At 40.1% G+C, this 20,190-nt stretch carries 22 protein-coding genes and 1 other annotated feature; of the genes, 10 read left to right on the top strand and 12 right to left on the bottom strand.

Annotation, left to right across the window (positions count from 1 at the left end):
• The first annotated feature begins 211 nt into the window (after positions 1–211).
• Positions 212–343 carry an aspartyl-phosphate phosphatase Spo0E family protein gene (locus BQ5796_RS18830; protein ID WP_083413068.1) on the top strand — a complete coding sequence of 44 codons (132 nt, stop codon included), beginning with the start codon at positions 212–214 and terminating at the stop codon, positions 341–343.
• Positions 344–445: 102 nt separating this feature from the next.
• Here BQ5796_RS18830 and nadE read toward each other — a convergent pair whose 3' ends face one another.
• Positions 446–1,264: an ammonia-dependent NAD(+) synthetase gene (gene nadE, locus BQ5796_RS07235; protein WP_071459620.1), complete on the bottom strand. Its 819-nt coding sequence runs from the start codon at positions 1,262–1,264 to the stop codon at positions 446–448.
• 250 nt (positions 1,265–1,514) lie between these two features.
• On the opposite strand from nadE, the gene BQ5796_RS07230 reads away from it, so the two are divergent.
• Both BQ5796_RS07230 and BQ5796_RS07225 read left to right on the top strand, forming a co-directional pair.
• Positions 1,515–2,030, top strand: coding sequence for a MerR family transcriptional regulator (locus tag BQ5796_RS07230; RefSeq protein ID WP_071459619.1), 516 nt, complete (start codon positions 1,515–1,517; stop codon positions 2,028–2,030).
• Between the two features lie 89 nt (positions 2,031–2,119).
• Positions 2,120–2,284 carry a CsbD family protein gene (locus tag BQ5796_RS07225; RefSeq protein ID WP_071459618.1) on the top strand — a complete coding sequence of 55 codons (165 nt, stop codon included), beginning with the start codon at positions 2,120–2,122 and terminating at the stop codon, positions 2,282–2,284.
• 34 nt (positions 2,285–2,318) lie between these two features.
• On the opposite strand, the gene BQ5796_RS07220 is transcribed toward BQ5796_RS07225, so the two are convergent.
• A complete protein-coding gene (locus tag BQ5796_RS07220) occupies positions 2,319–2,882 on the bottom strand; it encodes a GNAT family N-acetyltransferase (RefSeq protein WP_071459617.1) in 564 nt (187 codons plus the stop codon).
• Positions 2,883–3,067: 185 nt separating this feature from the next.
• On the opposite strand from BQ5796_RS07220, the gene cypC reads away from it, so the two are divergent.
• Positions 3,068–4,318, top strand: coding sequence for a CYP152 family fatty-acid peroxygenase CypC (gene cypC, locus BQ5796_RS07215; protein ID WP_097678020.1), 1,251 nt, complete (start codon positions 3,068–3,070; stop codon positions 4,316–4,318).
• 197 nt (positions 4,319–4,515) lie between these two features.
• Positions 4,516–5,742 (top strand): ATP-grasp domain-containing protein, encoded by a 1,227-nt coding sequence (locus tag BQ5796_RS07210; protein WP_071459615.1) that lies wholly within the window; start codon positions 4,516–4,518, stop codon positions 5,740–5,742.
• Positions 5,743–5,820: 78 nt separating this feature from the next.
• Here the strand turns inward: BQ5796_RS07210 and BQ5796_RS07205 are convergent, their stop codons facing one another.
• Positions 5,821–6,303, bottom strand: coding sequence for a PaaI family thioesterase (locus BQ5796_RS07205; RefSeq protein WP_071459614.1), 483 nt, complete (start codon positions 6,301–6,303; stop codon positions 5,821–5,823).
• Between the two features lie 321 nt (positions 6,304–6,624).
• Here BQ5796_RS07205 and BQ5796_RS07200 point away from each other — a divergent pair, with 321 nt between their 5' ends.
• Together BQ5796_RS07200 and BQ5796_RS07195 are read left to right on the top strand one after the other, a co-directional pair.
• Positions 6,625–7,779 (top strand): TolB family protein, encoded by a 1,155-nt coding sequence (locus BQ5796_RS07200; protein ID WP_071459613.1) that lies wholly within the window; start codon positions 6,625–6,627, stop codon positions 7,777–7,779.
• Between the two features lie 165 nt (positions 7,780–7,944).
• A complete protein-coding gene (locus BQ5796_RS07195; RefSeq protein WP_428839291.1) occupies positions 7,945–8,832 on the top strand; it encodes a DMT family transporter in 888 nt (295 codons plus the stop codon).
• Positions 8,833–9,000: 168 nt separating this feature from the next.
• Here the strand turns inward: BQ5796_RS07195 and argS are convergent, their stop codons facing one another.
• The 4 genes from argS to BQ5796_RS07180 all read right to left on the bottom strand — a co-directional run bounded on the left by argS (position 9,001) and on the right by BQ5796_RS07180 (position 11,997).
• Positions 9,001–10,695 (bottom strand): arginine--tRNA ligase, encoded by a 1,695-nt coding sequence (argS, locus tag BQ5796_RS07190; protein WP_071461195.1) that lies wholly within the window; start codon positions 10,693–10,695, stop codon positions 9,001–9,003.
• A 50-nt stretch (positions 10,696–10,745) separates the two neighbouring features.
• Positions 10,746–10,962 (bottom strand) — a binding site (T-box leader).
• Between the two features lie 131 nt (positions 10,963–11,093).
• Positions 11,094–11,291 carry a hypothetical protein gene (locus BQ5796_RS07185; RefSeq protein WP_071459611.1) on the bottom strand — a complete coding sequence of 66 codons (198 nt, stop codon included), beginning with the start codon at positions 11,289–11,291 and terminating at the stop codon, positions 11,094–11,096.
• Between the two features lie 103 nt (positions 11,292–11,394).
• Positions 11,395–11,571 (bottom strand): hypothetical protein, encoded by a 177-nt coding sequence (locus BQ5796_RS18085; RefSeq protein WP_159430984.1) that lies wholly within the window; start codon positions 11,569–11,571, stop codon positions 11,395–11,397.
• Positions 11,572–11,763: 192 nt separating this feature from the next.
• A complete protein-coding gene (locus BQ5796_RS07180) occupies positions 11,764–11,997 on the bottom strand; it encodes a group-specific protein (protein WP_071459610.1) in 234 nt (77 codons plus the stop codon).
• 364 nt (positions 11,998–12,361) lie between these two features.
• On the opposite strand from BQ5796_RS07180, the gene corA reads away from it, so the two are divergent.
• On the top strand, positions 12,362–13,312 hold the full coding sequence (gene corA / locus BQ5796_RS07170; RefSeq protein ID WP_071459608.1) for a magnesium/cobalt transporter CorA: 951 nt from the start codon (positions 12,362–12,364) through the stop codon (positions 13,310–13,312).
• A gap of 149 nt (positions 13,313–13,461) precedes the next feature.
• Here the strand turns inward: corA and BQ5796_RS07165 are convergent, their stop codons facing one another.
• Positions 13,462–14,400, bottom strand: coding sequence for a magnesium transporter CorA family protein (locus BQ5796_RS07165; RefSeq protein ID WP_071459607.1), 939 nt, complete (start codon positions 14,398–14,400; stop codon positions 13,462–13,464).
• Positions 14,401–14,896: 496 nt separating this feature from the next.
• Here BQ5796_RS07165 and BQ5796_RS07160 point away from each other — a divergent pair, with 496 nt between their 5' ends.
• Complete coding sequence (locus tag BQ5796_RS07160) at positions 14,897–17,002, top strand: transglycosylase domain-containing protein (RefSeq protein WP_071459606.1); 2,106 nt, start codon at positions 14,897–14,899, stop codon at positions 17,000–17,002.
• A gap of 73 nt (positions 17,003–17,075) precedes the next feature.
• Here BQ5796_RS07160 and BQ5796_RS07155 read toward each other — a convergent pair whose 3' ends face one another.
• Complete coding sequence (locus tag BQ5796_RS07155) at positions 17,076–17,318, bottom strand: YiaA/YiaB family inner membrane protein (RefSeq protein ID WP_071459605.1); 243 nt, start codon at positions 17,316–17,318, stop codon at positions 17,076–17,078.
• 189 nt (positions 17,319–17,507) lie between these two features.
• Between BQ5796_RS07155 and BQ5796_RS07150 the strand changes: the two genes are divergently transcribed.
• The gene (locus BQ5796_RS07150; RefSeq protein WP_071459604.1) at positions 17,508–17,660 is read left to right on the top strand and encodes a YpzG family protein; all 153 of its coding nucleotides are present in this window, start codon (positions 17,508–17,510) and stop codon (positions 17,658–17,660) included.
• A gap of 54 nt (positions 17,661–17,714) precedes the next feature.
• Here the strand turns inward: BQ5796_RS07150 and BQ5796_RS07145 are convergent, their stop codons facing one another.
• From BQ5796_RS07145 to BQ5796_RS07135, 3 genes are all read right to left on the bottom strand, one after another.
• Complete coding sequence (locus BQ5796_RS07145; protein WP_071459603.1) at positions 17,715–18,572, bottom strand: manganese catalase; 858 nt, start codon at positions 18,570–18,572, stop codon at positions 17,715–17,717.
• Positions 18,573–18,755: 183 nt separating this feature from the next.
• Entirely contained in the window at positions 18,756–19,199 is a 444-nt protein-coding gene (locus BQ5796_RS18825) for a GtrA family protein (RefSeq protein WP_428839316.1), read from the bottom strand.
• Entirely contained in the window at positions 19,156–20,184 is a 1,029-nt protein-coding gene (locus BQ5796_RS07135) for a glycosyltransferase family 2 protein (RefSeq protein WP_071459601.1), read from the bottom strand. Before BQ5796_RS07135 ends, BQ5796_RS18825 begins: the two co-directional genes overlap by 44 nt.
• Between the last annotated feature and the right edge of the window lie 6 nt (positions 20,185–20,190).

The following is a 20,190-nucleotide window of genomic DNA, read 5'->3' as shown; positions in this document are numbered from 1 at the left end:
ATGCTGTTCATTCCGATAGTTTTCAATGCCTGCTTTAATGTATATACCCAAATTCTAAAGTACCATTTATAAATAAAGAACAACTCTCCCCTTTATGCAAGTGCTTATTTTACTCATTTTATTTGGAAAATATTCAAATAATCTAGCAATCTAGCAAATATGATATGCTAAAATTATTGTAAAGATTGATTCGGTAATAAGGGGGTTAATCATGCTTTTGAATCAGATTGAAACCTTAAGGCAACAAATGATTTCGGCAGGCCTGTTATATGGTTTTGGACATGATATTACTATAAATCTCAGTACAAAGTTAGATCTAGTACTCAATCAGTTTCAAAAATAGGGCACGTAATCACACCCCCCTTAGAATTAGGAAAATTTATCTATGGCGGATTACTTTACTATAAAGAGAAGCCCAGAATAAACCGCCGGGCTTCTCTTTCAGCTACCGCCACCAGCTGTCATGCATGGACGCCGGCATTCTTCGTTTATGTTCTGACATTCTGTAACCTTTTTCGATTTTTTCCTCTGCTTCCTCGCTGACCTTTTTTCCTTCAAGATAATCATCAAGCACATCGTATGATATCCCGAGCTCGGTTTCATCAGCTTGAAGCGGCTTTTGATCAAGCAGGTCTGCAGTGGGAACTTTAAGGTAAAGTCTTTCTTCTGCACCAAGTTCCTTTAGCAGCCTTCTTCCCTGACGCTTGTTCAATCCCGAGAGTGGAAGCAGATCAGAACCACCATCACCAAATTTTGTATAGAATCCAGTTACTGCCTCTGCAGCATGGTCTGTCCCGATAACAAGGAGGTCATTTTCCCCTGCAAATGCATACTGTGCAATCATCCTTAATCTTGCTTTGATATTTCCTTTTTGGAAATCACTTAGGGTTTGTCCGCCACATTTGTCAAACTCACCTTTTGCCGCATCAACAGATTCTTGAATGTTATAAGTATAACTTTTATCAGGTTTGATAAAATCCAATGCAAGCTGTGCATCCTCTTCGTCCCGCTGGTTTCCATATGGGAGACGAACTGCGGTAAACTCTGCTGCTCCGCCCTCCTGCCTCATTTCTTCAACAGCTATTTGCGCGAGCCTTCCTGCAAGGGTTGAATCTTGACCTCCGCTAATACCAAGCACAAAACCTTTTGCGCCAGATTTTTTTAAATAGGCCTTTAAAAACTCTACACGTTCTTTTATTTCTTCTTTAGGATCAATATCTGATTTAACGTGGAGTGCCTGAATAATTTCATTCTGAATACTCATATGTTATTTCACGCCTTTCACTATGCTTTTTTTTTATTATAAAAGATTTTTTCTTCTTTTGTCATATACCGGTCTTTTTCGTTAAATTTCCCTTATACCCTTTTCATTAAACCAATCATTTGTTATTTCGACAGGAGTAACGTGAAAATCGTTGTCACCCCACTACCTTTGCTGAAAAAAGACTTGTTTTGTCAACCACGAAGGATTACTAATTAAAAAAGCGAATCATTCTACAATAGGAGGGATGAGGATGAATACGAATGCTGTTGCTAAAATGCTCGGGGTATCGCAGAGTACAATCCAACGTTGGGTAAAACAAGCCAACCTTACAATGGAACGCAATGAACTTGGCCATTATGTTTTTTCAGAAGAATGTATTGAAGTATTAAAGTCAATCCAAGTACAATTAAATAATGGCGTATTACTCCAGGAAATAGCTGCCGCCAGACAACCCTCACGTTCTGGGTCTGTTAAGAAGACGGAAACTTCTCCTGATTACGAGATTCTTTCTGAAAAGGTGAAGGAACTTGAAAGAAAGATGGAAGGAAAAGCTGATGACGTTGTTACCTACCAACTTCTCCAACATCGTCGTGAGATAGAAGATCTCCATAATCAAATACAAAAGCTAATGACTGTTATAGAAAGCCTAGAACAAAAGAAGCCAGCAACACTTGAGCTCCTACCTAATTTATCTAAAAAAGAAGAATCTACATTTCTGTCCAAATTCAAAAGGAAGACTATTATCGGTATGTTCTTTGGTCTATAATCCTCTTCTACTGGCAAAAAGCTCTGACTAAGTTTACTAGATCCTCCCATGGGTAGAATAATAGAAGCAGACTAAAAGGAGGTTTTATCATGGCAGATTTGTCCGATAAAATAAAAAGTGCTGTAAACAAAGTTAAGGGTGAAACAAAAGATCAAGCAGGAAATGCTACTAATGATCCTGGACTGCAAGCTGAGGGAAAGCTGGATAAGCTAAAGGGCGAAGCACAAGATAAAATCAGCCGATTGAAAGATTGATAAAACAACCTGGCCATCCAGCCAGGTTGTTTATTTAGAAAGTCTTTGCATATATACAAGTATCCCTTAATCCTTTTTCCCTATCAGCAGAAACTGCATTCTGTTTCAAAATACCTTCAAGAATGAAGCCGAGCCTTTCAGGAATTGCCCGGCTCTTTTTATTCAGTGGGTCACACCGTATCTCTAACCTGCGTGCTCCAAGCTCTTTTACCGCGTATTTCGTTATTCCCTCCACCGCTTCCGTCATATAGCCTTTCCTGCTATATCGAGAATCGATCCAGTAGCCGATTTCAAATTTTCTAACGTCCCAAGCTATTCGGTGAAGACCTGCTGAAGCAACAAAATCATCTGTTTCCTTTAAATAGACTAATAATCGCAAATCTTTCCGTTGAAGAAACTCTATTTGAGATTGCCGAATATTGAGTTCCACTTCTTCTTCCTTTTGCTCCCTCTGCGCAAAAGGCATCCATGGTTTCAGTTCACTCATTGAAGCCATTAAAGCTTCATAGACTTTTTTTCCATCCCCTTGGAGAGGCATTCTAATGAATAGACGTTCTGTTGTAAATTCTGTCGGAAAATCCATTAAAATTGGTTCCATCATTCTTCCCCCTTGTATTTTTATAGTACCATTCGCTTTTATGGTTTCTTTTTCCTTCATCGTTTTGATGTTTATTTCTTCCCTATATATCTCACAATGGTAAGCATAGGTTTTCGGCGATTAATTTTAGGGTTATAAAGAAGTAGAGAATAGAATTGTTTGGAAAAAGGAGCAGATACATGACAATAAACAAACAAACACCAATGGATAATAAGCTCGACAGCACGCTGGATATTATGCGAGATGGTTATTTGTTTATTAAAAAGAAACGCGACGAATTAAAGTCAGATGTATATGAAGCGAGGGTGCTTGGTAAGAAGTCCATCTGCATGGGAGGCGAGGAAGCGGCCAAGTTGTTTTATAATCAAGAACTTTTTCAACGAAACGGAGCTATACCGTACAGAGTTCAACAATCACTTTTCGGTGTGGATGCAATCCAGACAATGGATGGTGACCCGCACCTTCATCGCAAGCTCTTATTCCTGTCCCTTATGACTCCTCCCCATCAAAAACGGCTTGCTCAGCTTGCATCTGAACAATGGAAAACCGCTTTCGTACGTTGGAAAACCCAGAAACATATCATTCTATTTGAAGAGGCAAAAGCTCTTCTTTGTCGCATCGCCTGCGACTGGGCAGGAGTACCGCTGGCTGAAGAAGAAACAAAAGAACGTGCAGATGATTTCCATGCGATGGTTGATGCATTTGGTGCGGTTGGCCCGCGCCACTGGAAAGGCCGAACAGCACGCAATCGAACTGAGGAATGGATACATGGTGTGATTGAAAATGTTCGCAACGGAGAGTTGGAAGCTGCGAAAGGATCCGCTCTTCACGAAATGGCATTTCATAAAGACCACGAAGGGAATTTGCTTGATTCCAAAATGGCTGCAATAGAACTGATCAATGTACTAAGACCTATTGTTGCGATCGCTACCTTCCTTACATTTTCGGCTCTTGCCGTCCATGAGCATCCAGAATTAAAAGAACGTTTGCGAGAAAGTGATGAAGAATATATGGAAATGTTCGTCCATGAAGTACGCCGGTATTATCCTTTCGGCCCTTTCCTTGGAGCAATAGTTAAAAAAAATTTTGTTTGGAAGGATGTGGAGTTCAAGAAAGGTACAACTGTACTCCTTGATATGTATGGCACCAATCATGATGAAAAGCTGTGGACAAATCCAAATGAATTCAGGCCAGAACGTTTCAGGGATTGGGAAGGCAGCCTGTTTGACTTTATTCCTCAAGGAGGAGGTGATCCATCTAAAGGACACCGTTGTCCTGGAGAGGGAATTACAGTAGAAGTGATGAAAGCAAGCCTTGACTTTCTGGTAAATGAAGTGGAATATGACGTTCCATCGCAAGAGTTGAACTATAGCTTATCAAAAATGCCAGCATTGCCCGAAAGTGGCTTTATCATCACAAACGTACAGGAGAAATAACAATTGCTCAAAGCCTGCCGGTACGGTAGGCTTTTGTGTTACCCTCTGCCCTACATAGTTAAATTTATATTAATGAATTTTTTGTAAAGAGGCGTTATCATAACCGTAAATATTTTACGAAAAAAGTTTGAACCTCCTAATTTTTGGCTACAGGTATACTACTAAACAATATATTATCTTCATAGGGAGGTTATACGATGGTAGAAACAGCTGTATCCATTCATCGTTCAGAAAGTAACTGCATCAGACCGTCGATTAGCATGGAGGATATATATGGAGGAAACTTTATTTATAATCCAAAACTTTACTCCCATAATTATGATCATTTCTCTTCTGACCTCTTAAGCTTGGAAGCATTAACCGGCCGGGAACTTGGCGTTATTGGTGACATGCCTGTCATTTGCCATGCAGGTGTCGCTACAGACGAATCCATTTGTCTCATGGAAAAAGCGGGGCTTGCACCAACACCATTTCTTTACACCTACAGAACGGAGGAAGAATATAAAGAATTATTAACCCAAATATCACAACAGCATCAAAAAATAATTTTTCAATATCCTCACCCTTCCAATATTGCTTCTCATGCTGTTTCGTGGATTGACCCGGAGATACAAGCATATTTATGCGATAAACGCAGCATACCAGATTTAGTTCCACCCGAAAATACACCATTCCGAAAAGTGATGAGCATAGAAGAGATACTACAATCGAACTTAGAAGCACCTTTTGTATTGAAAACCGGTGACGGTCGCCCTACTTCAGGCGGTTCAGGTGTACTTCTTGTGGAAGACCGCGAGCAGCTAGCACAAATCGATGAAACATTTGGAGATTTGTCTAATATTATTGTAGAAGAATTCATACGCCATGAGGACAATATTTCTGTTCATTATGCAGCCGATTATAACGGAAATATCATTTTCCTAGGAATCTCTGAACAGCTTGTGAATAAAGACGGTTGTTTCAGAGGCAGCTGGGTAACTACTGATGTTCCAGCAGAGTGGAAAAGTATTGTCAAGAATGGATTTAAAGTGATGAAAAATATTGTAAAAAAGGGATATGTAGGAATGGCGGGATTTGATGTTTTAATTAGCGGCAGCAGGCATTATTTTATTGATCTTAATGTCCGTTTCAATGGGTCAACTGCTAGTCTCCTGCTGCACGACAGTATTGTGGAAAGATACGGAAAAGCAAAACTGCGCTTTTGTAATCTCGAATGGGAAGGAGAATTCGATAAACTAATTCCACTACTTAGCAAATATATAGACCAAGAGCAATTTATTCCTCTCGGTTTGTTGGATGCAGATTTTTTCCCTGTTAAAAGTAAAATCTCTAAAGCAGTCGGGATTGTCCTGGGTCACAGCATCTTTGATGTTGACACTATCCTAAAGAACATGCAAAGAGACGGGCTGTGCCATAAAGAATAGAATGGGAAAGGGCCGCCCTTATAAATCCAGTGGCGGCTTTTCTTTCTTTATTGACAAATGAGAATGCATAGCACCACATTACCCCTTAAGGAAACTATCTGGCATAACAACTGCTACTACTTCCCCTTTTGCAACAAGCTTTCCTTCAGCAAAGACTTCTGTATCAACCTTCCACTTCTTCGGATGAATTTCGGAAATTTTACCTTTAGCTTTGAGCGGCACTCCGTGTGGTGTTGGTTTGATGAAATCAACTTGGAGGGAAGCTGTGACAAATCGAGGCGGCTCAGCACCGTCGCCAGGTTCATGATTATTCTTTCTATGTAGTGCCAAGGATGCTGAACCTGTGCCATGGCAATCAATCAAGGATGCGATTACTCCTCCGTAAACAAATCCTGGCACTGCAAGTTCTTCCTCTTTAGGCTGGTAAGTGGTAATCGTTTTTTCCCCTTCCCAGCCTGTACGGAAATGATGGCCTTCCTTATTCAATCTTCCGCACCCATAGCACCAGGAAAAATCCTCATGGTAATCATCTTGAATCGCGTGTATAACCTTCTCTGCCATAACGTTAACCCCCTTATTACTTTCTCCCAACCTACTATTTCGACGATGCAATGGAAAATCCTTTAATCAGACACGCTTTTCCTCATTGGATCAACAGTGGAAGAAATCATTACGATAAATCATCTTCTCTTAAGTTACATCCTCATGTTGTATAATGAATAGATAGGTATATATTTAGGAAAGGAGGAATTTATTATCAAAGCAAACCGCAACGTTCTATCCCTCATCTTTATCGCTGTTATATTACTAATCGGCACTATAGTTTTTAATATCGCAGGAGACCAAGATCCTTATCGATACTTTACCGGTTTTGGGGAGAAAATGACCCTGTCTCCGGATGATAGCAATCTAGCTTTTTCTTATTATCAAGACGGGAAAGAAGCCATCTACACCGCTAATATAAAAAGCGGCAAAGTAAAAAAACTGACGCATCCTAAAAAAGAAGATCATCGCCAACCTGTTTTTTCTCCTGATGGAAAAAAGATATTGTTTTTAAAAACAGACAAAGAAAATTTGCAAAGTTTATATATCATCTCCTCCGATGGTAGCAGCGAAAAAGCTTTGACCAGAAAAGATATCCACGTGTCAGAGGCCATCTTTTCACCTGATGGGAAACAAGCATTATTCGGCGCGCTGCCTGCAGAAGAGTTAGGAAAACTGGAGGGTGAAGGAGAAGAAGGATATGATTTACTTTCTGTTTCCCTTGACGGAAAAAATATAGAGAAACTTACTGATGAGGATTTATTTTCAACTCATAATTTCCTTCTTGATTCAAAAAAAGAAGTGCTTCTTTTTAAAGATGATGGTTGGATGGAATATTCACTTGGAAGTGCGAATGTTTCCCCAACCGGATTACTCCCTGGGCTTACTAGGGACCAATACAATGTCGCTATTTCTCGTGACGGGCAAAAAATTGCCTATACAGAAGTAACAAAAGAGTCCAGGAATCGTTCATTATTTATTTATGAGCTAATGCTAAAAGATTTTAAGACCGGTAAAAAAGAGAGACTAACAAATTTGAAGTCTTCTATTGTTTCTCCAGTCTTTTTCTCTCATGAGAATTCCATTGTTTTTTTGCACTACTCCAACTCGGCAGGAACACCTGAAAAGTATCGCTTAATGACAGTTGACCTTAGAACAAAGAAAACAGAAGAGATTCAGCTCGATCTTCCGAAAGCAAAAAAAAGCAGTCTTTTTATGAATTCCATTGCTTCTGTTCTAAATAGTACTTGGACAGTTGCTGGATTGTATTCGCTGATCGTTTGTCTTTTTACCTATTTATTCCGTAAAGGAAAAGTCTTTCTCCCAGGATTAATCAGCATCGGTTTAGCGGTTACACTTTTTGCATCTAGTTTTTTCATTGCAGCTATGTATGATCCTTGGGCAGGCATTGCAATCGGGAGCATTGCAGCAGGTTTGTTTATCTGCAGCCTATTCCCTCTTCTTTTCGCTATTATTGCAAAGAGATTAAAATAAATAGCTTTATTAATGCTTCCCATTCCAATTGAACAAACCTAACTATCCTTACTGCTGTGTTTGTATTACTATTTCAAATACTGAAATTTCCCCTCCAAAACAGTACACCTTTGTGATACACTACGAACGTACTAAAAAGAGAAACAAGTAAAAGAGGGGATTGTTTTGCAGCAACGGTCCGTTGCCATACCATTGATCATTTCCATCATTGCAGTATCGTTTGCAGCGATTTTTGTAAAATGGTCCGACGCACCTGCCACGATTCTTAGCATGTATCGAATGTGGCTTGCAAGTTTGTTCCTTTTGCCTATCGTCTGGCAAAAACGAACGGAATTTAAAAAAATAACAAAACGAGATTCAGTATTTCTACTGTCTTCCGGACTATTTCTTGGATTGCACTTTGCACTTTGGTTCGGTTCTTTGAAATTAACAACAGTTGCTAGCTCGACGATTATCCTTGCCCTTCAGCCAATTGTCTCACTTGTTGGCGGTTTCTTCATTTTCAGGGAAAAGTCGAACCTTGCTGCCTTAATAAGCATGGGAATTGCAGTGATTGGCGCTATCATGGTCGGTTGGGGTGATTTTGCATTAAGCGGGGATGCTATCATTGGCGATATCCTAAGCTTTTTAAGCGTCATAGCAGTTGTGGGTTACCTTTTGATTGGACAGCGTGTTGTCAAACGAGTTTCTCACTGGATATACAGTTTCAGTGTCTTCTTTTTTGCAGCCATTGCGCTAACTCTTTATAACCTTTTGGCAGGAGTAGAGATTCTCGGATACAGCAAGCATGATTGGGGCATTTTTCTATTGCTTGCAATAGTTCCTACCATCACCCATCTTATCAATAACTGGCTTCTCAACTATATTAATGCAACCGCCATTTCCATGAGCATCCTTGGAGAACCTGTCGGTGCGACCATCCTTGCTGTGCTGCTGCTTGATGAAGAAATCAGTCTCATTCAAGCCTGCGGCGGAGTACTTGTCCTTTCAGGAGTATTTGTCTTCCTCGCACGACAGCAAAAAGGAAGAAAATATAAAAACAAGGCTGCATGAAAAAAGGAGCTTCGAATTTGAAAGATGCTCCTTCATTTCTATGGAAAAGACAGGTGGACACTGAATAAGCCCATAACAAAATTTACCTTAAATTCCTAACTTCATCCTGCATCTACACTATCAGGGACACAAAAAGCCCGTACAGCATGCTGTACGGGCAAGAGTATTTTACATTTCTTCAGGAGCTTCCATACCCAAGAGGCGGAGTCCTTCTTTTACAACCATTGTAACAGCGGAGACAAGCGCCAGACGGGCAGGCTTCTTATCAGACGCTTCAAGGATTTTGACTTCGGCATAGTATTTATTGAACTCGCGGGATAAGTCAATTACATACTTTGCAATTTGTGATGGGTCGTATTTATCCATTGCACGCTTGACAGCATTCGGGAATTCAGAAAGTGCTGTAATGACTTTCCACTCTTCTGTCCAAGACAATGGGAATTCTGTCGGAATTTCTGATTTATCCCATTCCCCTTTGCGAAGGATGGAGCACGCACGAGCATAAGTGTATTGAACGTACGGTCCTGTTTCTCCTTCAAAACGAAGCATGTCTTCAAGTGAGAATTCAATATCGTTCAGACGATAGTTTTTCAAATCATGGAAAACAACTGCTCCAACACCAACCATTTTTGCAACTTCCTCTTTATTTGCAAGGTTCGGATTCTTCTCTTCAATGTTCTTAGCAGCCATTAGGATCGACTCAGCAAGAACTTCCTCGAGAAGAATAACCTTTCCTTTACGTGTGGACATTTTTTTGCCGTCTTTCAACATCATACCAAACGGAATATGCTTCATGGTATTTGCCCATTCAAAGCCCATCTTATTCAGCACTGCAATCAACTGTTTGAAGTGAAGACTCTGTTCATTACCTACGACATAGAGTGATTTGACAAAATCATAGTTTTCTTTACGGTATAGAGCTGCAGCAAGATCACGTGTTGCATAAAGCGTTGCGCCATCTGACTTCTTGATGAGGCATGGCGGAAGTTCGAGGTCGGACAAATCAACCACTTTGGCATCATCAGACTCAACTAGGAGACCTTTTTCCTCAATCAAATCAATAACCCGGTCCATTTTATCATTGTAGAAAGCTTCCCCAGCATAGGAATCAAATTCAATCCCGAGAAGTTCATAAATACGGGAAAATTCCTTTAAAGATTCATCGCGGAACCATTTCCAAAGCTCGACAGCCTCTTCGTTGCCATCCTCCAATGCTTTAAACCATTTACGTCCATCATCCTCAAGAGCAGGGCTATTTACTGCTTCTTCGTGGAACTTTACATAAAGAGAAAGCAGTTCTTTGATTGGATTCTCCCGCACTTTTTCTTCAGATCCCCAAAGTTTATAAGCAGTAATTAACTTGCCAAACTGTGTTCCCCAGTCACCAAGATGGTTAATTTTTATTGATTTATAGCCATTCTTTTCGGCTATCAAAGCAATCGCATTTCCAATTACAGTCGAACGAAGATGTCCCATTGAAAATGGTTTAGCGATATTTGGGGATGACATATCGATTGTTACCGCTCCACCATTTCCTTCATCGGACTGTCCGTATGCATCTTTTTCCGTAAGGACTTTTTTCAAAATATCCACGGCAGCAGCTTCTTTATTGAAGAATACGTTAAGATACCCCCCTGCCACCTCCACTTTTTCAAATAAAGGGGAAGATATTTTTCCGCTAAGCTCTGCTGCAATTTTCTGAGGAGCCTGACGCAAAACCTTTGCCAATGGGAAGCATGGAAATGCTAAGTCGCCATGTTCAGGCTGTTTTGGTTTTTCAAGCGATAGCATAATTTGAGACAGTTGTAGCTTGCCCTCCAGTTCTTTTACTAAAAGCTGTGCAAATTCCTTTTTAAAATCAATCATTCGATTTCTCCACCTTTTTTAGAAAATAAAAAACTCCCGTCTCTAATTAAAGAGACGAGAGTTATAATCCCGCGGTACCACTCCATTTGCCTAAAAATATAGGCCAACTTTTCTTCGTAACGTGAAGGAACGGCATTCCCTACAGCAATTTTTCAGGAATGCATCTCGAAAGGGCGCTTCACTCCCCGCTCCGTACCAGGCTTCCACCATCCCCGGTTCGCTTTATCTTCGCAAGAAAGCTACTCTCTTTGTCATTGACTTTTACTATTACGATATATTATCGCCATTATAACGAATAACATTCCTTTTTACCAGTGATTTTCACCCATTTACTCGATTTTTTTACAATTAGGTTATCCTGCCTCCTTGATATAGCGTTGCAACGGATAAAATCCTTATGGAAGCATCCTTGTATTCATCTGAGAGCTGGGAAATTCACTCACCATGTCTACAAAAGCAAATCCATTTATTTTTCCATCATGCCATCCCGATCCGCTAGCTACAAGGATTAAACCATCCACTCCCGATTCGGCAGCCTTTCTCGCAACCTTCTTATTACTCACATCTGTAAAAGACAAGGCCGCCATAACCATGAACGATTTCCACCACTTTTCTTGGACTCCCCTGAGAGGTAATAATGCGCGTTATGGTAATTTCCATCCCACACCATCCTGGTTAATCTCCCTATCATCACGTTTAACGGGAAGATTTCTTTGGTTTTATCATAAATTTTTTGTACTGAATAATTAATTCCTCATGCATTGCTCCCTCTCCCAGCAAGTACCTTTTAAGAACAATTTGCGCAGCTTCTTCAATGATAACAAGAAGGATTATTACAGCAGCAATCATGGTCAGAACTAATTCTAGGCTCATCTCTTCATTCCCTCCCAAGGTGCACTGCGGATATTAGTTACAATTCTCCATCACATGGGGTTTTCCTGCTTTTGTCATTTTTTGACGAATGAATTGAGTTTACTTCCGGTCAAAAAAAGAGACTGTTCGCAACGTGAGTTTCCTCACATTGCGAACAGCCTTAAAAACAACATTTACATAGAAACGATACTATTAAACGTTTTTCACTACCATGTAAAGTCTCTTATTCCTTTCACTTCGCTCTACTTCTGAAGCTAGGTCATATTTTTTCAATAAGTGGAACACTTCATTCAAAATATCTTGAGTATGTTCCTCCATTAAAAATTGCTGAAAAAGCGGGTGTAAATCTAGTGGTAAATTGTCTTTCTGTTCTGCAAACTTTTTCTTAACGTCATCAACACTATGATCCATTTTGCATTCGCTCATACTGATATTCCTCCTTTTCCTCTCTCCTATTTAACATACCAAAATATCGGAACGTATACTCCTGTTTTTCCGACCTGCTATCTATTATTTATGAAATAAAATCTTTTCATAAAAAACCTTCCATTTAGGAAAGATATTGGACAATATACGTTCTATAAACAATTGACCACCATACTTCAAATACAGTAAAATAGCTTCCGTTAATGTAATGAAATCTTCATTGGATAGAAATATGATATCAGCAAATTTCCCTTGGCGTCTTTGTTCGGTCAAGGGAAAATCAAGCGGGATAAGAAGCCAGACTGAATAGTCGGTTCTAAACATACTCTTTGCTGATATAAATATACAAATTGGGGAGTTATATATGATTACAACCATTGCTGTTACGAAAAAAGGCGAGCTGTTCAAGGACGTACCGGTAGCAGAACTGGTTTCTGGAGATTTCGCTTGGTTTTGGGTGGATTTCGAAAATCCTTGTGAAGAAGAAATGAAATTGTTGGCAGATCCATTTAAGTTCCACCCGCTTGCTATAGAAGACTGTATCCATACACTCCAAAGACCTAAGCTGGACTACTATAACGAACAGACTTTCTTTGTCATCCATCGACTTAACCAAAAAACACTCGAAAAAGAAGAAATAGATATCTTTCTTGGTGATTCCTACATTGTTACGTTTCATTATCATCACTCAGCAGAAATTCAAGAAGTTAGGAGCCGCTTGCTGCAGTCAAACAGCCTAAATAAATGGAACCCTGACTTAGTGCTCTATCATTTGCTCGATAAAGTTGTCGATAACTATTTCCCCATTGTATATCAGTTCGAGGATACACTGAATGAGTTAGAGGAAAATAGCTCTGGAAAATCTATGGAGGAGCTCCTGGACCAGCTATTTGATATTCGCCATGATTTGCTTTCTTTCCGTCATACAGTAGTTCCAATGAGGGATTTAGTTTACAGAATGCTAAATTCGCATAGACTGACATCTGTTTTGAAGCAGCTTGAATACTTTCATGACATTCACGACCACCTGCTGAAGCTCAATGAAATGACAGATTCCAATCGGGAGTTAACGACTGATATCCGAGATAGCTATCTTTCTATGAATGCCCATGAAACAAATCGGGTAATGAAGGTTCTTACTGTTATTACTACTATTTTCATGCCCTTGACGTTTATTGCAGGTATATATGGTATGAATTTTAAAAATATGCCAGAGCTCGAATGGAAGTACGGTTACTTTTTGGCTCTTCTCATTATGGGCAGCATCGGGATAGTCATGTATTCCTATTTCAACAAAAAAGGCTGGTTTAAATAGGCACTTATGATTCCTTTTACGCGAAACCTTCCAAGAAGGCTAATCTCTCCTGCAGAAAGAGAAGCACCTGCAGTGGAATAAAAAAAACCTCCAGTAACAGGGTTCCTGGAGGTTTTTTAGCAAGTTAGCAGCGTATTGCTCAGCATCTATTAAAAATATTTCTTCTTCCAAAAAATAAAAGCAGTCAATGATGCCATGAACGTTGCAACAATAATCGTCATAAAGAAGGCGTAGGGATTATCTGCAAAAGGAAGCTTGACATTCATCCCATAAAAGCTTGCAACAATAGTAGGGAAAGACAGAATGATAGTAATAGATGTCAAAAACTTCATAACGATATTCAGATTATTAGAGATGATAGAAGCAAAAGCATCCATCATTCCGCTAAGAATGGAGCTATAAGTGTCTGACATATCAATTGCCTGGGTATTTTCGATAATAACGTCCTCAAGCAAATCCTTATCTTCCTCATACATCCGAATATAATTAAATCGCATTATTTTTTCCAAAACTACTTTATTGGATTTAAGCGATGTCGTGAAATATACAAGGCTCTTCTCCAATGCTAAAAAAGCATATAGTTCTTTGTTCTTCATGGATTGGTGGAGCTGACGCTCTATTTCATTTGTTTTTTTATTAATTTGTTTCAAGTAACGAAGATAATAGGACGAAATGGAAAAAAGTATTTGAAGCGCAAATCGCGTCTTTTTAAAAGTGAAAAACTCTTTCACCTTATTTTCCCTAAATGTGTGAATAATAGGCGTCTCCTTTAGAGAAACTGTCACAATCACTTCTTGTGTAAGAACAATCCCGATCGGAATCGTTTCATAAATAGGAAAACCAGATTCATCATAGGTAAAATAAGGATAGTCGACAATAATGTAAACAATACCTTCATCTTTTTCAATCCGCGGTCTTTCTTCATCATCAAGTGCGTCGCGGATAAAGTCTGGCGAAATGCCAGTTTCATTCGTTATTCTGGCAATTTCCTGGGATGATGGCATCACCATGTTCACCCAGCACCCTTTTTCAATTTTGTCCAATACATTCCAGTCACGTTGTTCCGTACTTTTGAAAATCTCAATCATTCTTTTAACCTCCTCTCTTCTATGAGGAAGCCTTCTTACCTTGGAATGTTGATATTCTTGCTATATCCAATCTTATCAATTCAAAGATAACCCTGGCTCCCTCTTTCCTGTCGGGTTCAGGTTCTGACGAATAACTCAACAATATCAACTCCTTTATTTGAAACCCTTTTATTCCTATTACATCTTACTCCTCAAAAGAAAAAACGACAAACCCTTTTTTAAAAAAAACGCTTTTTTTCTAACTTATTACTACATCATCCTATCCAATTAACGGATTGCTTATCTGATGAATATTGTTTAATATACAAACAAATACGTAATTTACATAATATTATTAAAGTAAATGACGATTCCGGTATCTTCCAAATCACCACAATAAGATACCACTTTTTAAAATAATCCTTTATAATAAATAAATCAAAGAGCAAACAAGCTCTTAAATTATCATTATTTGCGGTGGTACTTCCCTGCCCCGCCTGAAAAGTTGGGAGATAATATGGAATTAATGCGAAAGTTATGGGATCGTTTCATTCTATTCTGGAAACGAAAGCACCTTACCCAGATTATTTTACTAGTCGGACTCGTCACAGTGCTGCTCACGATTCTTTGGTTTGCCTTTATTGCCAGCAGGACGGATGTCCAAAGCTTGAAAGATGGCCTGAAGCAATCAACTGTTATCTACGATAAAGATGGTGACAGAGCCGGAAAAGTAGCAACAGACCGGTTGGACGGAGTATCCTTTAACGATTTGCCAAAGCATGTGCCAAATGCAGTAGTGGCAATTGAAGACGAACGCTTTTATCAACATAAAGGCTTCGATATAAAAGGTATTGCCAGGGCGTTTTTTGGAAACCTTTTTGCAGGAAGAATTACCGGCGGCGGAAGCACGATTACGCAACAGCTGACAAAGAACGCTCTCCTTTCCCCGGAGCGATCCTATAAAAGGAAGATAGAGGAACTGTTTCTCGCAGTCGAGATCGAAAAAGCGTATACAAAAGAAGAGATTATGGAAATGTACTTAAACCAAGTGTACTTCGGAAGCGGTGCGTGGGGCATCAGCAATGCATCTAAGAAATATTTTAATAAAGATATTCAGGATGTCACGATCAGTGAGGCAGCAGTGCTTGCTGCCTTACTTCAGGCACCATCAGCGCTTGACCCTTACAAGAACTACGACCTCGCTATGGACCGCCGAAATGTAGTTCTAGCAAAAATGAAAGAACATAAGATGATTAGCACTGCAGAATATGAGACAGCTGTAAATGAAAACATTGCACTGAACGATGGCGGCGGGAGCTTAGTCGACCGCAAATATCCTTACTATATGGATGCTGTGCTTGATGAAGCGATTGATGAATATGGCTTAACACAAGAAGAAATTCTCACGAGGGGATATAAGATTTATACTGCACTCGATCAAAACCTACAAGCAAGCCTTGAAAGAGTGTACTCGCAGGATTGGATGTTCCCTGCTGGACGTGGCGGAAAGCTTGTTCAAAGCGGAAGCGTCCTTCTTGATGCCAATACAGGCGGTGTAAGAGCACTTGTTGGCGGTCGAGGTGAGCATGTTTTCCGAGGCTTTAATCGTGCGACTCACTTGAAAGCACAGCCTGGCTCAACAATGAAACCACTCGCGGTGTATACGGCTGCACTTGAAGAAGGATATCAACCAACTTCCATGCTGGAGGACAAACAACAATCCTTCGGCAAGTATGAGCCGCAAAACTATTCCAGAACTTACTTTGGAGAAGTGCCAATGTATGAGGCAATCGAAAAGTCCCTAAATCTCCCTGCTGTTTGGCTTCTCGATAAAATCGGGCTCGATAAAGGTGTCGAAAAAGTTAAGCGCTTTGGCATACCGGTTAAAAAAGAGGATGAAAACTTAGCATTAGCGCTGGGCGGACTTCATCATGGTGTATCACCACTAACCATGGCAGAAGCGTTCTCTGTTTTCCCTAACGAAGGGATTCGGAAAGATAGCCATCTCATTACAAAGATTGTTGGCCCAACTGGGAAAATTATTGGAGAACACGAAGAAAATGCTGTAAAAGTAACTACTAAGCGGGTCTCAAGAGACATGACGTCCATGCTCCTCAATGTTGTGGAAAGCGGAACGGGAAGCAGAGCAAATATTCCCGGGCTTGAAATCGCTGGAAAGACTGGTTCTACCCAGCTCCCATACAGTGACCTTGATGGTACAAAGGACCAGTGGTTTGTCGGTTATACTCCAGAGCTAGTAGGATCCGTCTGGCTTGGATATGATAAGACGGACAGAGAGCATTACTTATCGAGCAGCAGTTCAGAAAATGTTGTTCCTCTGTTCCGCAAAATCATGGAGGAAGCCTCCCCTTATATCGAGAAGCGGGAGTTTGAAGTCTCTTCCATAAATGAACAGAACGAGGAACAAAACAACAATGGAAAAGAATTCAGAGAGAAAGCAAAGGAACTGGAGAAGAAACTGAGGGAAAGAGCCGATAAGGTAGAAGAGAAATTGAAGAAAGAAGCTCCTAAGTGGAAACAAGCCCTCGATGAGGCTAAACAAAATGCCGGAGCCCTCGGTGAAAAAATAAAGGAAAAAGTAAAAGGATTATCAGGTGAATAAGTGCCAAACAGCCCCACAACATTATGCGGGGCTGTTTTTTATATACTGACATTCCTTTTCTGAAAGCAAGATTTTACTTTGTCTCAACATGATGTTTTTGGAATTCACTTTCATCTTCTTCATTGTCTCTAACAACCTTTGCGACAGTGAATGAAGAAACGATAAGTCCGACCATTCCCATTAGGTAGTAACCTTTTACCATCAATGGTTCTTTCAATGTATAAAGGCCTACAAGATTCAAACAAGCAAATAAAATTAGTCCCATCCATGCAAGCATAGTAAATGCTGGAGTATTTCTTCTTCTTCCCCTTGCCATTTCAAAAATCAACCTCCCTTTCCATAATTTATATTATATTGACAGTGCGAAAATGTCTATATATTTCCGAAAAAATAGTTCTTTTGTCTGGATAAAAACCGAATAATGCTAGCTAAAAAAACAAATAATAAGCTTGATATTCATCAGAATATCAAGCTGTTCCAACGATTTCCTAAGGGGTGATTGTAAATGAGTTACAAAGATCAATTAGATCCGCAATCTAAACTTTTCCACTACCCATGGACAAGGCCGAAGCACATGAATTCACAAGTCAACGGCGAGACGCGTGTAACCCTCAATACAATAATTGCCAAAGGAAATGCCAAAGCCCATCGCTGGTAAGGAACATGCTGCATTAGAACAAAAAGACGCCTCCTTTTGCGTCTTTTTGTTCTATTAGGCTTTGTTAGGAGGAGGCACCGGTCCCCCTTTAATAACTGAAATCGGTGTATCATGGATATAGGCAGGTGCTGGTTTAAGGACCGGTTTTTTCGCAAAAGGCAACGGATTTTCAACGAATTTGAACTCCCCTTCGCCATCCATACTTGACCCGCTGGCCCACCTCCCCGCTGCACTTTCATTGCCTGCTGAAAAATTAAATAGGACGTGAGATACTTCCCTTTTCTCCAAGTTTCGAGGGAACGTGCTTGGAACAACGATATTTTCTTTCTCCTCAAGTTCCTTGATTGCAGCAAGCCATTGGTTTTGATGCATCGTGTCTCTAGCGATCAGCCAGGAAAGCATGTCTTTGACCCCTCTGTCAGATGTTGCTTCATATAGCCTTACTGCCTGAAGTCTTCCTTGCGACTCGGCATTTAAATTAGCTCTAAAATCTGCGAGAAGGTTTCCACTAGCAATTATATAATCCGCTGTCCATCTGTTTCCGACACTATCTGCTGGCATAGCTCCTAATCCAGATACAATGGCATGCTGCGGATTCATTCCACCAAGAATAGCACCAATAACAGGATCCTTTGCTGCGTCCTCTAGATCCCCTACCGGAGCCCCATCAAGTAACCGGGCAATCATGGTCGCGAGCATTTCTATATGTGCAAGCTCCTCAGCTCCGGTATCCATCAACAGATCTTTATATTTGCCATTTCCACGTACGCTCCAGCCTTGAAACAAATATTGAAGCGCTACGGAAATCTCTCCAAATTGTCCTCCCAACACCTCTTGCAATTGTTTTGCAAATAGGGGATCCGGCCTATCAGGTTTAGCTCTATATTGGAGTTCTTTTATATGGTAAAACATACTTCCATTCCTCCCTTTTTACATATCCACTCGTTAACATATTCAACTTTTTTGTAAAAGTGAAAGTAATTAATTACTTTAAGCAGTAGTGGAAAGCTTAAGGGTTTCAGTAGCATTACCAAAAGAAAGGCCTTTGTCCTCAAAACAAAAAAAGGCCTTCAAATCGAGGCCTATTATAGCATCTTAATTTTGCCCTTTTTCCGGGAATACAAAAAGCTTTTGACCACTGTAATTTATTAGTGTATAGATAACTAAACCTAATAATACTGCAAAGGTATCTTCTGATAAGTAAAACAGATGAAGGTGTGAAAACAGTATACGTGCCAATATACTGCTTAAACTGTAGCTGAATGCAAAACAAGCAAAAGTAAGGGCTAAAAAACGAGGAAATGAATTTGTTATACTCACTTCGCTCCGGAAGGTGAATGCTCGATTGAGGAGGAAGCTAATAAGCGTTCCTACCGTGTTACCTGCCATCGTAGCCTCCCAATAATGCGCTCCTGCAAAATGAATCAGCGTGAGAATTACTGTAAGACCTGCGGCAGTATTGACAATGCCTACAAGACAGAAGCGAAAAAAAGAGTTAGTTTGTTTCAGAAAGACGTGTATTTTGGATATGGAAAACATCATTTTCCTGGTCTCCATTTTTTTTAGTCCGCGCAAAATTATATAGATCTAAATCTACAATGAATTTTGGACGCCCTTTTGTTTCTTTGTATATTTTACCGATATATTCTCCCACAAGTCCTAGTGCCATCAATTGCAGCCCGCCAATCAACCATATGGATAGAATAAGGGATGTCCAGCCAGTTTCCGTATGTCCAAGAAGCTTCAAAAAGAGAAAGTATGCTCCAAATATCAAGCTGCCGAGAAAAGAGAGAATCCCTAGAAAAAGAACTGTCCGTATAGGGGTAATGGAAAATGAAGTGATACCGTCAAAAGCAAAGGATAACATTTTTTTGAGTGGATATTTTGTCTCCCCAGCTAAACGCTCTCTGCGCTCATAATAAACATGACTTGTCTGGAAACCTAATAGTGGTACAATTCCTCTTAAAAACATATTTGACTCGCTAAACTTAGCAAGTTCCTCCACAGCCCTTTTTCCCAAAAGACGAAAATCTGCATGGTTATAGACTAAATCGACACCCATGATGCTCATAAATTTATAAAAACATTGGGCGGTGGTCCGTTTGAATACGGTATCCGTATCCCGCTTTGATCGGACCCCATACACAATTTCGCAGCCTTCCCTGTATTTCTCGATAAATTGAGGGATCACGGCAATGTCATCCTGAAGGTCGGCATCAATGGTAATAATACAATCTGAGGTTTCTTTCGCTGCAGCAATGCCAGCTAGCAATGCATTTTGATGACCCGCGTTTTTGGCCAGCTTAAGCCCTTTCACCAACCCACCTTTAATTGTTTCCCGGTAGATGATGCTCCATGTCTCGTCTTTACTGCCATCATCAACGAACAGCAGCCTGCTTCCATTCGCTATAAGATCATCCTCCATCATCCTTTCAAGAAGAGATGAAAGTTCCTTTATTGTAACTTGCAAAATTTCTTCCTCGTTAAAGCAAGGTATAACGATTGTAAGTGTTGGTATATTCATTGCTGC

The sequence above is a fragment of the Bacillus massilinigeriensis genome (genome assembly GCF_900111815.1).
GTDB classification, from domain to species: domain Bacteria; phylum Bacillota; class Bacilli; order Bacillales; family Cytobacillaceae; genus Mesobacillus_C; species Mesobacillus_C mediterraneensis.
Note: the sequence above shows the minus strand (reverse complement) of the source record. Positions and strands in the feature narration are given on the sequence as shown.